The organism is Actinomycetospora endophytica (assembly GCF_021026375.1).
GTDB lineage: Bacteria > Actinomycetota > Actinomycetes > Mycobacteriales > Pseudonocardiaceae > Actinomycetospora > Actinomycetospora endophytica.
On sequence record NZ_JAJNDB010000001.1, the window covers coordinates 1,937,475 to 1,950,245 of the forward strand.

Consider the following 12,771-nt stretch of genomic DNA (forward strand, 5'->3'; position numbering starts at 1 on the left):
CTCTATGTCTGCGGGGGAGACTGTTTTCGCGGCCTGATCAGGGTTGGCCGTCCTCGGCGGGTAGGGCGGGGACGGGGCGGTTGGGTGGGGCCTCTCGGGTGTCCCAGCGGGTGCTTGCCAGGCGGCGTTCGGCGATGGTGAGCAGTTCGAAGACGTCGGTGGCGAAATAGCCGGTGGTGCTGCCGATGCGGCGTCTGGACACGATGTGAGCTTCGGTGAGTTCGTCGGCGGCCGCTCGGGCGGCGACGTCGGAGACGTCGAGGACGTCCTGCACGGTGCGGATGGTGAACAGTGGGAACTCGGGTAGCCGTTCCACGAGCCGGGCGGTGGTGGAGCCGGCGCGGGGGCGGCCTCGGGTGCCCTGCTCGGCTCGGCGGGTGGCGAGCTGCTGGAGCCATTGGTCGTGCAGGTCGCTGAGCTGGTGGGCGAAGTCCGCGGCTTGCTCGGCGGCGGCGATGGTCGCGGCGACGAACACCTGCAGCCACCGGTCGACCGCTTCGCGGGCGTTCGCGCTGCCCGGATCGCCGTCGAACCGGAACGCGGTCAGGCCGTCGAGGTAGTCGCGGTCGCGGGTGAGCAGGACCAGACTGACCGGCAGGATCGCCGATGGGGTGAGGCCGCGGCGGGTGAGCACGGTGTGGATGAGCGCCCGGCCCACCCGGCCGTTGCCGTCGCGGTAGGGGTGGATGGTTTCGAACTGGGCGTGCACCAAGGCGGCCTGCACGATCGGCGAGTGGGTCCCGCCGCTGGCGTAGGCGACCAGGTCCTCCATCAAGGATGGGACGTACGACGCTGGCGGGGGGACGAACTGGGCCTCGAGGGGGTGGTAGTCGCTGCCGCCGATCCAGTTCTGGGTGGTCCGGAGGTCGTGCAGGTCCGGGTCCTCGAGCAGGGCGTGATGCAGGGCGTCGATCCCGGCGAGGTCCACGGTGGGCGCGCTGGCCAGGGTCGACGCGGCGTTGCGCAGGATGGTGATGTTGTTGGCGACCAGCCGGGCGTTCTCGGAGAAAGACTTACCGGTGAGTTCCTCGCTCTGAGCGAGTTCGGCGAGCGCGACCTGTTGCGGTGACACCGACAGCCCCTCGATCCTCGAGGAGGCGATGGCCTCGGACCGGAGCAGGAACCTTGCCAGTCCTTCGAGTCCGCCGACCTCGGGCCCGACCGCGAGGGCGCGCACCGCGGCCTCGGCACGCGCGAGGAGCTCCGACATCTCGACACTGACCACGATGGGCCAGGTGCACAGCGGGCCGGGCTCGTAGGCTTGATAGATGCCGCCGCGCTGGTCCCGCCGGTGAGGCGCCCCCAGGTCGGGTGCCCAGCGCCGGTCGTGCCACTTGCCCACCTTGCCGCCCAACCTTGCCCGCGGTGCACTGCGAGGTAAGGATAGCCCCTTATCCTTCGGTGGTCAGCGGGGCCGGGTCAGGTTGCTGATTAAGCTTCGGTTCGCGGCTCTGAACGGTAGCTGTTTCCCGCGCGGCGACAGGACGTCCAACCCCCTGGACCCTCGAGGCCGCCGAGTTCGATCACGCCGTCATCGGCCCGAAGGGTCCGATAAGTCGGCTTTATGTCGGGGTCGACCCGTCGCGCGGTGGTGGGCTGTCTCTGAGGCCGTCCTCTTCGGCTTCATCGAGTATGAATCGACTGCCGGTCGAGTGGGTGAGTTCCTCTAGTGGGGATGGGCCTTGGAGATGCCCGGGTCGACGGAAGCCGCCGTCCCCCGGTTGGTCGCTTGGATGTCGGTCTCGGCGATCTGGCGGCGCAGCTCGGGCAGGTGACTGCGGGCGTTACCGCGGCTGGTGGTCCGAGAGCGCATGCTCGCGGGTCCGGACGACGTCGTCCCGGTGGTCGGTGAGGGCGCGCAGCGCGGTGATCGTCTCGTCGACGGCGGCGCTGCGCAGCCCTACCGCGGTCAAGGCGGCGATACCGACCGAGATCGCATCATCGCTGTCGCTTTTGCGGCCATGCCCGGTGGAGAGCATCAGCACCCGCGCGGCGAGCCTCGCGGGCACATCCACCGCGTCGATGCCATCCGCGGACAACCGGGCAGCCAGCGGTGCGCCCAACCCGGTGGCGCCCTCGATCGCCCACACGACCTCCGGCGAGCGGGCCGCGAGCGCCGCAGCTCGCGATATCCCTGCGAGCCGACCGGCACCCGCACGGTGTCCAACGCGGTGACCCCCGGACCGACCGCTGCCGCGGTCCACGACGCCCTGTGAGGATCGACCGCGATCACCACTGAGTCTTGCTGCTGTGCCGGCTTCCTCGACCCCTGACCTCCTCGACGATGCCCGATGGTTGTTCGACGAGGAGGGCGGACCAACTTCGGGCAGTGCAGACCTCTCTCAAGCCACCCCCGTCGGCGGCGTCGATCGGGTTACAAGCGTTCTTGGAGCCAGCCCAACGGGACGGCAGGTAACGGGCGAGCGAACCCGATCGACGCCTCGAAGATCATGGCTGCAGACCTGATCTCCTGCCGGAGATCAAACAAGGTGGTAGCGGGGGGAGGAGCGCCGCCGGTAGACGGGGCTCCGGCTCGGTGTGCTGGGTCGCCCGGGTGGCGCGGCGCTCACGCGAAAGATGACAACTGGACCGAGATCGTTTGCCGACGACGCTCGATCGTGACACGTCCGGACTCTAGGTGAGCAGTCCGCTTCGGAACCCGACGGCGACGGCGGCGGCCCGGTTGGTCGCCCCGAGGGTGGCGAACATCCGGTGGGTCTGGGACTTGATCGTTTCTGGGGTCAGCGCCAGCCGCGCCGCGAGCTGCGCGCCGGTCTCGCCCCGGCTCATTCCAGCGAGGAGCTCAGCTTCCGGCTCCGTGAGTACGGGTTTTGCCTCCGGTCTGGCCTGCTCGGACGCCGGCGCCGCGCGGTGTGGACTCGACCCGGTCTCCGGGCCGGGCGTGTGGTCGGGCTCGGGCAGGGTGAGGTAGCCGCGGGCCCCGGCCACCAGCGCCTCGGGACACACCTCGTGGTCGATGCCGCTGCCGGCCATCAGCACCAGCGCGTCGGGGGCGTGCGCCAGCAGCGCCCGGAGTCCGGCCAGGGTGCGCCGGTGGTTGCTGCCCGCCCCCAGCACCACCACCTCGGGCTCGGCGGCCGCCCACGCCTCGACAAGCCGGTCGGGATCATCGAGCGCGTGCACCCCGGCGGGGCCACCGACGAGCTCGACGATCACCCCGGCGGCCAGGTCGGTGGTCAACCCCGCCCGCAACCCGGCCCGGTCCTCGCACACCAGATACCCCGCCACCACCACTCCTGCCTGCCCGGGGCTCGGGAGGCTAGGACCCACAGACTGTGCGACCTAGCCCGAGTCACCGGTCCGGCTGAACGCCTCAGCCCTGGCGGTGAAGGTTTCGTGCCGGTCGACCTCGCGACCCCGCTGCTGGCCCGCCACGTCCACAGGGTCGGCATCTGCCATTCCGATCAAGGCTCGGGGGAGCTCACCCGAAGCGCGGAGCTTGGCTACCTGACCTGTCCGGGTTCCCACCGGAGTCTCCTGGCTGATCTTCGGGTGTCTCGGTGTGGTGGTGGTCTGCCGGTGGGTGGGTGGGGGCGGTTCCTCCGAGTTCGGGGAGGTGCTTGTAGAGGGTGGAGCGGCTCACGGCGAAGTGGCGGGCGATCGAGGCGACGGAGTTGCCGGGGTCGGTGAGCATGGCGCGGGCGGCCTGGATCTGGTCGGGGGTCAGGGCGGGGGGCCGGCCGAGCCGCTCGCCGCGGGCGCGGGCGGCGGCCAGGCCCTCCTTGGTGCCCTCGATCAGCAGTTCCTGCTGGAAGCTGCCCAGCGCGGTGAACACCTCGAAGATCAGTTGTCCGCCGGGGGTGGTGGTGTCCAGGCCCTCGTGCAGGGCGCGGAAGCCGGCCCCGTGGTCGCGCAGGTCGTTGAGCAGTTTCACCAGCTGGGGCAGCGAGCGCCCGAGCCGGTCGAGGCTGACCACGACCAGGGTGTCGCCGGGGTGCAGCGAGGCCAGGCAGGCCTGCAGTTCCGGGCGGTGGCCCTCACCGCGCCGGGTGGCGGTGTCGAGATAAACCCGCCCGCAGCCGTGCTCGAGCAGCGCGGTCCGCTGTTCGGCGGCCGGGCCGGCTTCGGCGCGGGACACGGCCGCGGCCCGCCCGTAGCCGATCCTCGAGCCCGACCCCGCCGCCGGCTGCGCCGCGACCCGTCCATGATCCAGTTTCGCGCTCAACCGGTCCCCCCAGGCAAGCTCGTTGTACGAGAAACGTAATAAGTACAGGACAATGGCGTCCGGGTCGAGCCGCGACCCCGAATTAGAGGAGCCCGGCAACAACGGTCCGTGTTCTCGACACCCTTCCCGTCGTAGATGGTCCACCACGTATCCGAAAGATTGTGTGCCAGAGACTTCGTTGCGCGACCGGGAACGACCGGCGGGAGCAGCCGCGTCGACGTCCCGCGGCGGCCAACGCCGCGCCGGATTCGGCGACGTTCTGAATGCAGCCACGGCGTGAAAACGCATATGCGAACGCATAGTCGGGCGCTGTGCCATTCCGGTGCTCTGCATGTGGGGTCGTCTCGCGGCAGGCGCTGACGCCTCCGTCGCCGGGTGGCGGGAAACCGGAGTGCGGCGGGTCCGGGGAGGCGGTGACGAGCCGAATCCCTGGTGTGTTTCCGCTGCTGGAGGCCGGGGCTAGGGGCGCGGGCGCCCAGCACGGGGTGGGGCCCCGGAGGCATCCGGGTGGGCGGGTCCGTCCGCCCCTGAGCGCCCACCCGGATGCCGCGGCCCCTGCGGGAAGCGCCGCACGAGAGAAACAGCGCACCCTGGCCAACGCCGGGGCCGCTGGATGCGTGACGGGAATTCCCGGGACGTCACCCGAGAGTGTCGATCCTCGCGACTGAAGTCCCGATGTGGTTTCTCACTCCTTCGGGCGGCACCGACGGAAAAGCCGTAGCCAGATTTGCCGGGCGGGAGTTGTCGCTGCCGCGAACAACCAGTTCCCGGTGCTGTCATAAAAGGGTGTCGAGAAATTGTCGGCCACCCACGGCCGGTTCCCACACGCGCTGGGGGACCCCGGCCTGGACGGCGCCGCACCCGCGGGACCCCGCCCCGCCGAGCCGCTCGGCGCCGGGACCACCCCGCTCACACGAGGGAGTCGAAACTCGATGTTCAAGCAGGTCAGCCGCGTGGTCCTCGGCGCCGCGGCCGGGATGGCGGTGTTCACCCCGGTCGCGCACGCCGGCGAAGCCACCTCGAGCAGCAGCCAGGACCAGAGCCACGACCAGGGCCACCACGGCGACCGGCACCGCGACCGGGACTGCAACCCGCACCGCGATCAGCACCACGGGGACCGGCAGCACCGCGACCGGCACCATGGTCACCACCGCGACCGGCACCACCGCGACCGGCAGCCGGGCCCGTCGTCACCGATCGGGGACCTCGGCTCGATCATCGGTGCCCCGCCGAGCACCGTGGTCGCGCCGGTGAACGCCCCGGTCGCGAGCAACGACCCCGCCACCACCGCCAGCACCACCGGCGGCGACACCGGCGGCGGTGGCGACACCACCGGCGGCGGCGACAGCACCGGCGGCGGCGCCACCGGCGGGTCGGGGGCCAGCGCCGGGGACGGCGGCGCGGCCAGCGACACCGGCACCGCCACCACGGTGCCCGCCGCCGGGGACGGCTCCGGGACCACCGTGGTCGCCCCGGTCAACGCCCCGGTCGCGAGCAGCGACCCCGCCACCACCGCCAGCACCACCGGTGGCGACACCGGCAGCGGTGGCGACACCGGCGGCGGTGGCGACACCGCCGGGTCGGGGGCCAGCGCCGGGGACGGCGGCGCGGCCAGCGACACCGGCACCGCCACCACCGTCTGATCCGGCGGTCCTCTGGGCCTCGGCTACCGCGAAACCCACGCCCGGGAGGTCCTCCGACCCCCGAGGGACTGCTTGGGCACCGCCAACCCCGTCGTGTCACCGGTGGGGTCGGCGGGGAGATCGCGGAACGGGCCGGGGTGGGTCGGCTGCATTGGTCTACCCGCCGACCCACCTCGGCGCCGCACCCAAGCTTGGGCCGGGCCCGACGGGCTCGCCGGGGACGTCAGCAGTCGCGCCGCTCTGCCGCCCGCGTGGGCGGGCCGGGAAACAGATGTCGACTACGATCGGCTGCCTGCTCGACGCGTGCGTCCCGGCCAGGCTTGCCCCGCGGGCCGCGCCACTTTCAGCGGTTGGTGGGCTTCCGGATCCACCGCGTGCGGTGCGTCGTCCCGTTACCGTCTTGACCACGCCGCTGAACTCCGCGATCTCGCGGTCCAGGCCTTCACGCCCGTCCGTCGGCCTGGAAGGTGGTCTGGTTGGACGGGCGCAGTCGCAACGGTGCCCACATCGCCCGGCCCGCCACCGGCGACATTGGTTCCGCCCCCGACATCGCGGAGCATGACCGATGCGCCGGTTCGAGCCGATTCTCGACCTCGGCCCGAGCCACCGGATCGCCGAAACGATCGAGAACGGGGCGATCAACCGAGCACGCTCTCGCTGCGCGACCCGCACCAAGCCGGGCCGGTGCGGTTCGGCTGCTGCAGCGCCGCGAACCCATCGCTGGATGCTGGTGCCAGCGGATGCGAGGAATCTCGACGGGATTCTTGGCCGGTCGGCTGGCCGGGGCTGTGCCGGAAACTGCGCGTCGGGGAAACCGGCTATGGGGACTGTCGCTGCCCGGACGAGTGGCGGTCTTCCGGGAGCGACGGGCACATTCGGGTGATGTTGCGGAAACGCCCGCAGCGGAGGGCGGCCATTGGGGTTAACGTCTGGTGCGCCGCATTACTGCGACGTTCTCGAAGGGAAAGTGGCATCCGGGTGGGCCGGGTTGACACGGGTCGGCCCACCCGGATGTTCGAGGCCGCCGCACCGTTCCCGTCGGACGCCCGGCCGCTCTCAGCTTTCGGGCCCACCGATCGCGACCTTCGAACCGCGATCGCTTCCCCAGGGCGGCGGTTTTGGGGGCGTGATTCACAGGAAAGCCGCGGAGGACTGTTGAGACTTAGCGAACCAGTTTCCTGGGCACCACGGCATCGCGTGTCAACTCGGGCGAAGATCTATTCGAGAGATCTGACCCCGGGTCACCAACATCGCGGTGACGGTGGCGACTCTGTGCCGCTCGGGCGGCCCGGCGTCCTGGTCGGGAGTCCTCGATGAGCGCCGGTTATCCGCAGCATCTGGTCTGGCACCAGGAGCTGATCTGTCCCGGGCCGGCCTGCCGCGGTCGACGCCGCACCTTCCCTCCCGGTGTGCTGGTTGATCGCGGTCGGCAGGAGCGGCGAACCTGCCCGGACTGCGGATGCCAGGTGCGCGTTCCGGCGTTCTACCGGTGCCCCGGCGCTCCCCGCGGTATCCCCGCCCGGGATGCCACACGCTGACCGCCGACGTCGTCCTAACGGTTCGGCCGCTCCGTTGCGGTACGTGGGTCGGCAGGCCCGCCTCACCGGAAGCGACGCGACCGGCCCCTGCCGGATGCGACATGCCTCCGTCGCGCGTGACCCGCCCGATGCGGTGTCGAGACCATCAGCGCGCGGCTGGCGCGCCAGGGCCAGCGGCTCAATGCGCGGTCTGCGCGGGCCATTTCTGCGCGGTCTCAAGGTGCCTGTCACGCGATGGTAGGGTGGCCGCGAAGTCACCGTCCACGCCGGGACCTTTCCGCGTACCGTCGAGTTCGTGGCTTACCGGAAACAAGATCGGTCGGGGTTCGACGTACCCGGCACACGGACCGGTCGATACCCTCAACACGGGTGATGACTAATGTCGGCCCCGTTGCATTGTCTGGGCTGTGGGTACCGGTTCCGGTCCACCGATCTCGTCGCCAGCGTCCAGATACGTTTCGAGTACTACGATCCCAGCGACAACACCACCGCGGTCGAAAATGTCGACACTCTGACGTTGTCCTGCCTGAATGCGCGCCCTCGCACGCCGCGATCGCGGAGGCGCTACACGGTATCGGTCTCACCCTCGCCCGCGACTCGGCCGGCCGCGGCTAGTTCCCGGCGCCGATCTGCGTGCGATGTTGTCCGGGGACCGGCCCGGCGCGGATGCTCGCTCCCGCGGCTGGTGCTGGCGGCGGTGGTACGTCGGCCCGGGTCCTATTGATCCGCGGCATCGCGGTCGACGGGGATGGACGCGGCGGTTGATTCCGCCCGTCGGGCCCCCTGATGTGCGGGCCGGCCGACGGTTCGCAGATGGCGCAAGGCCAGCGCGGGTCGTCGGGCCGCAGGGCTGCACTGCCACCGGGGACCGAGCGCGGTGATGAGCTCCTGGCAGTCCGGGGCGACCCTCTGGCCGGTGTCGATGCCCCGGCCGCTGATTGTCATCAGTTCGGCGGCCGCGGCGAGCAGTTGGGCGGTGGCGGCCCGGGGTCCGCGGGTGAGGCAGACCTCGAGGACGTCGGCGGCCTCGTGTGCACAGCTGGTCTGCAGGGCCGGACCGGCCAAGCTGATGGATGGGGCGGCGAACTCGATGACCAGTTTTGTGAGTTCGTCGGTCAGTTCCACCCAGATTTCCGGTGACGGGGCGGCGGCGAGCACCGTCGACGGCACCGCGCCGGCGGGGGCGGCGGTGGGACGGGCCCGCAGTGTGAGGCGTGCGCCGAGGGCGGGGAAGGGATCACTGGTCACCGGGCGTTCCTTCTCGAGTGGCCGGGAGCGAATCGGGCAGGTGGGGCCCGGCCGATGGCGATGAGCGCGGGAGGCAGCACGAACCAGTGACTCGTTCCTGGATGATCTGCTCGCGTGTCCGGCCCTCCCGCTGACCGCGCACGCGGGAGAGGTCCCGGTGTCGGCGTTGAAAAGAGTAGGGCCGCCACCGGGAATGAACGGCCAGAGAACACGAACGAGATCTGCACTGACGGATGAATTGTGTCTTCCCGTCAGGCGAGACATCCCGAGGAGTTGTCAGCTCGCCGGGTCACCGGTTCTCTCCCATCCGCTGTGAAGCCTGGCCGTGCGGAGCCGACCGTGTGCCCGCTGGGTTTGGCGAGTGCCCGGCCGGGTCGGGTGCGCCGACCCGGCCCGGGCCCGGCCCTCCCGGGGCGGCTCAACCGGTGGTGCAGACAGTCAGGGTCAATGGGGCGGTGGCGGTGACCGACTGCTTGATCGGGATGATGGCTTGGGCGCCGTTGCTGGATCGCAGGTTCAGGGTCCCGGTCAGGGTGCCGGCCCCGCCCGAGGCTTGGGCGGCGATGCCGACCCCGGTAGCGCAGTTGGACTGGGTGATGTCGGGAGCCTGGCCCGGGGCGGCGGAGCTGCCGGCGGCGGCGAGGTTCATCGCTGCCGCCGCCAGCGGTGGGGTGAGCCGGCAGTTGCTGTTGACACACACTCGGGCCGTGGCGTTGGGCAGGGTGACGGGCCCGAGCGAGAGGGTGCTCGCCCGCGGCTGTGTGGTCGGGGCGCTGTCGGCCCACGCGGCGCCGGCGAGGATCAGTACCCCCGTCAGCGTGGCGGCCACGACGCCGACCAGGCGGTGGGTGGTGATGGGGTGGGACACGATGGCCTCCAAGGGGCTAGGTCGCGGCGGTGGGGTGGGCCGATAGGTCCGGAGCCGAGAGCGGCGCCGGGTACAGGGGCTGGTCGTCAGTCACGTGGTCGTCAGCCGTGTGGTCGTCAGCCGTGTGGTCGTCAGTCGTGTGGTCGTCAGTCGTGTGGTCGTCAGGCGGGTGGGCCTCGCGGGCGCCGGTTCCTCGGGTGGGAGCGGGTCAGCGATGGCGGGTCACCGGGCCGCCGCCGAGGCCGAGCGAAGGCTTGGGCGCCGGGCGGCTGTACTCCACCGCCGGGGCAGATCGGCCGGGGCGCCCGGTGGCCGTGACGGCGGTGTCACCGAGGCGCTGCAGCGGCCCCGGGACGATCGTGGAAGCACCGGCCGGGGGACCTGGTCGCGGCCGGGACGACGGGTCCGGGTGTGCCGGGGTCGGGGAGGTGGCCTGCCGGCCGGCGAGGTCTTTCGAGGTCCCGCCCGGTGGTCCCGTCGACGTGGCCGCCGCGCCGGCGGTGGGGCTGGGAGTGGTACTGGGAGTGGCGGTGGTGGTGGGGCTGGTCGTGGGGGTTGGGGTGATGACCAGCCGGTAGGCGGAGTAGCCGTTGCCGCCGTCGAAGATGGGCGCGGGGCTGACCGGGGTGGTGATCGAGGTGTAGGGCTGGCAGCGCAGCGCCGGTGGGGTGAACTGGGGCGCGTCGAGCAAGGCCAGGGTGGTGGCGTCGCGGGGCCGTTCGATGATGCATTCGGCTTCCCGGCGGGTGACGACCCACGGTGTCGGGGTCTGGCTGGCCGGCCAGACCTCAAAGGTGCCCTGGCCTGCCGGGCGGACCGCCACCGAGGTCAGATACGGCGCGGCCGACGCAGCGCCGGGCTGGCAGCTCCCGGTCGAGGTGGTGCTCACGGCGGGGCAGTCCACGACGCGCACGGTGTCGCCCGGGGACACCGTGGGGCCCTCGGTGGACGCGCCGGTGCCCTGGGTGAGCTGTTCGAAGAGCTGGTAGACCGGGGTGGTGCCGTGGCAGCGGACTTGGACCCCGGCCTGGACCAGGGACTGTTCGAGCAACCCCCCGAAGCCGGCCCAGATCGAGAGGGCCTGGTTGTCGGCGGTGCAGGTGACCGGGGGAACCGTGAACTCCAGCACGACCGCGTCCATGGGCGGCGCGCCGCGCAGCGCGTAGCCCGACCAGTTGTAGGACGGCACGCTGCGTGCGGCGGCGGGAGCCGGTCCGGCCACCGCCATCATCAGGCCCACGACCAACACCGCCAGGCCGGCGAGGTAGGCCACCGGTATCCGAGAGCGCGCCATCACCGTGTCGGCCTCCCACCGCGCCGGGCCGGGTCGCCGCCGGCTGCGGCCGGACCAGGCGCCGGGGTCGAGGCGATCGGTGCGCCGCCGCTCTGGGTGCTGCCCGACCGGGGAGACGGTCGGCTGTTCGTGGTGGCTGGAGCGGCGACCGGGAGGTTCCCGGGTCGGTGGCGTCCCCCGCGGGTGGAGCTCGCCGGAGTCGCCGTGACCGTCCACCTGGCAGGGGACCGGCCCGGATCCGTCTCGAGCGCGTGTCGTCCGGCCCCGGCCACCGCGGCCCGGCCGGAGCCGGGCACCGCCGCAGACGGCGCGGAGCCGCGCGACGGCGCCGCGGGCGTCCGGGTGGCGCCGCGGCCACAGCCGCACGGGGGCGGCGGCGGCGGGGCGCAGGCGCACCCGGTCGAGGCCGGGTAGCCCACACCCGGATAGGACGGAACACCGGGGGCGCCGGGATAGCCATAGCCCGGTCCCGGCCCGCTCGGATAGGACGGAAACCCGTATCCGGCGGGCACGGCGCCGTATCCCGCCGTGCCGTATCCCGCCGCGCCGTATCCGGCCGGCCCGACGACCGGATAAGAGGCCGCCGGGGCAGCGGGATACGCCGGGCCCGCGGGATACGCCGGGACCGGCGCGCACCCCGACCCCGGGGCACCACCGCCGACCGGGCCGGCAGGCGCGGCGACCGAGGGCGAGGACGCGCACCCCGAGGAGCTCGCCGAGCTCGAGCTCCCGGCCACCCCGCCGGTCGGGGCGGCTCCCGCACCGGTTGGGCCCGCCCCCGGAACACCGGTAGCCCCGGCCGTGGTGTCCGAGGAGGACGTCGACGTGTCGTCCAGGACGCCATACAGCGAGCTGAACCCGTTCAGCAGACCCCCCGAGCCCGCGCTCGCCCCCGCCGCCGGGGACGTTGCCGCCGGCGATGTCGCCGCCGGTGGCGTTGCTGCCGGTGGCGTTGCTGCCGGTGACGAGGCCGGGGGAGATGTCACGGCCGTCGACGGCGAGGTGCCACCGGCGCCCGAGGTCCCGCCGACGGTCGTGGCGCCGGGAGCCGTGGGCGTGGCCGGAGCCCCCGATCCCGGGGCGGTGGGCGTGGAGGTGACACCCGAGGAACCGGCGGAGGCCCCCGCCGTCGAGGTGGAGCTGGTGCTGCCGGGTGCCGGGGTGCTCGGCGTGGCGGCCGAGGTCGAGTCGTCGTCGAGGAACCCGGCCAGATCGCTGAAGCCGTTGAGCAAATTCGAGGAGGTGTCGCTGCTGGTATCGGCCGGGCCGTTCCCAGCGTCCAGCCCATCGGCCGGGACCCCGGCGGGAGTCGTGCCGGTGCTCACCGCACCCGACCCGGTGGCGTCCACCGGCGTCGTGCCGGAGGACGTGACGTCGCTGGACGCCGCGCCGGTGGTGGTGTTGTCGCCAGGACCCGTGCCCGCGGGAGTGGTGCCCGCGGGAGTGGTGTCGGCGGGGGTGGTGCCCGCGGGAGTGGTGCCCGCGGGGGTGGTGTCGGCGGGGGTGGTGCCCGCGGGAGTGGTGCCCGCGGGAGTGGTGTCGGCGGGGGTGGTGCCCGCGGGGGTGGTGCCGGTGGTGTTGCTGCCGGAACCCGTGCCCGCGGGGGAGGTGCCGGTGGAGGTGGTGTCGGATGGCGTGCCGGACCCAGCCGTTGGTGGGAGCACCGCGGGGCTTCCCCCGATGCCCGACGAGGAAGGCGTCGTCGGCTGAGCAGCACCCGGCGACGAGGCCGCCGGCGACGAGGGCGCTGTCGAGGTCGGGGGCGGTGTCGACGAGGGCGGTGTCGAGGCCGGCGGTCGTGACGGGACCGTTGTCGGGGGCCTTGCCGGGGGCCGGGGCCTGGGTGGGCGGTAGGGAGGATGCGGATGTGGACGGGGATGCGCGGGTGGGGGTGGGCCCGGGGACGGCGGGCCGGGTGCGTCACCGGCGTTCGCGTAGGGGGCCGCGACCATCATCCCGCCGAGCATGAGCGAGGCCGCCGTGATCGCGGCCCG

At 72.5% G+C, this 12,771-nt stretch carries 11 protein-coding genes; 3 read left to right on the forward strand and 8 right to left on the reverse strand.

The features are described from left to right. Positions 1-37 precede the first annotated feature (37 nt). The 5 genes from LQ327_RS09510 to LQ327_RS09530 all read right to left on the reverse strand — a co-directional run bounded on the left by LQ327_RS09510 (position 38) and on the right by LQ327_RS09530 (position 4,186). Complete coding sequence (locus LQ327_RS09510; RefSeq protein ID WP_230731926.1) at positions 38-1,342, reverse strand: Fic family protein; 1,305 nt, start codon at positions 1,340-1,342, stop codon at positions 38-40. Positions 1,343-1,666: 324 nt separating this feature from the next. Then, positions 1,667-1,813, reverse strand: coding sequence for a hypothetical protein (locus tag LQ327_RS09515; protein WP_230733221.1), 147 nt, complete (start codon positions 1,811-1,813; stop codon positions 1,667-1,669). Then, positions 1,785-2,204 carry an IS110 family transposase gene (locus tag LQ327_RS33780; protein ID WP_308286270.1) on the reverse strand — a complete coding sequence of 140 codons (420 nt, stop codon included), beginning with the start codon at positions 2,202-2,204 and terminating at the stop codon, positions 1,785-1,787. The genes LQ327_RS09515 and LQ327_RS33780 overlap by 29 nt, the downstream gene beginning before the upstream one ends. Positions 2,205-2,634: 430 nt before the next feature. Next, on the reverse strand, positions 2,635-3,249 hold the full coding sequence (locus LQ327_RS34655) for a response regulator transcription factor (RefSeq protein WP_230731929.1): 615 nt from the start codon (positions 3,247-3,249) through the stop codon (positions 2,635-2,637). 193 nt (positions 3,250-3,442) lie between these two features. Further along, on the reverse strand, positions 3,443-4,186 hold the full coding sequence (locus tag LQ327_RS09530) for a recombinase family protein (protein ID WP_230731931.1): 744 nt from the start codon (positions 4,184-4,186) through the stop codon (positions 3,443-3,445). 932 nt (positions 4,187-5,118) lie between these two features. Here LQ327_RS09530 and LQ327_RS09535 point away from each other — a divergent pair. Further along, positions 5,119-5,829, forward strand: a complete 711-nt coding sequence (locus tag LQ327_RS09535; RefSeq protein ID WP_230731933.1) for a hypothetical protein — start codon at positions 5,119-5,121, stop codon at positions 5,827-5,829. 2,255 nt (positions 5,830-8,084) lie between these two features. Here LQ327_RS09535 and LQ327_RS09540 read toward each other — a convergent pair. From LQ327_RS09540 to LQ327_RS09550, 3 genes are all read right to left on the reverse strand, one after another. Further along, positions 8,085-8,615 (reverse strand): hypothetical protein, encoded by a 531-nt coding sequence (locus tag LQ327_RS09540; RefSeq protein WP_230731934.1) that lies wholly within the window; start codon positions 8,613-8,615, stop codon positions 8,085-8,087. A gap of 418 nt (positions 8,616-9,033) precedes the next feature. Then, entirely contained in the window at positions 9,034-9,483 is a 450-nt protein-coding gene (locus LQ327_RS09545; protein ID WP_230731936.1) for a hypothetical protein, read from the reverse strand. Between the two features lie 208 nt (positions 9,484-9,691). Then, positions 9,692-10,756 carry a G1 family glutamic endopeptidase gene (locus LQ327_RS09550; protein ID WP_230731938.1) on the reverse strand — a complete coding sequence of 355 codons (1,065 nt, stop codon included), beginning with the start codon at positions 10,754-10,756 and terminating at the stop codon, positions 9,692-9,694. Positions 10,757-10,981: 225 nt separating this feature from the next. On the opposite strand from LQ327_RS09550, the gene LQ327_RS09555 reads away from it, so the two are divergent. Both LQ327_RS09555 and LQ327_RS09560 read left to right on the forward strand, forming a co-directional pair. Further along, a complete protein-coding gene (locus tag LQ327_RS09555) occupies positions 10,982-11,191 on the forward strand; it encodes a hypothetical protein (protein WP_230731940.1) in 210 nt (69 codons plus the stop codon). 390 nt (positions 11,192-11,581) lie between these two features. Next, a complete protein-coding gene (locus LQ327_RS09560) occupies positions 11,582-12,487 on the forward strand; it encodes a hypothetical protein (RefSeq protein WP_230731942.1) in 906 nt (301 codons plus the stop codon). The last annotated feature ends 284 nt before the right edge of the window (positions 12,488-12,771 follow it).

Coding starts and splice junctions, on each gene's coding strand:
- LQ327_RS09515 (WP_230733221.1), bottom strand. CDS start 1,813: ATGCGCTCTCGGACCACCAGCCGCGGTAACGCCCGCAGTCACCTGCCC.
- LQ327_RS09535 (WP_230731933.1), top strand. CDS start 5,119: ATGTTCAAGCAGGTCAGCCGCGTGGTCCTCGGCGCCGCGGCCGGGATG.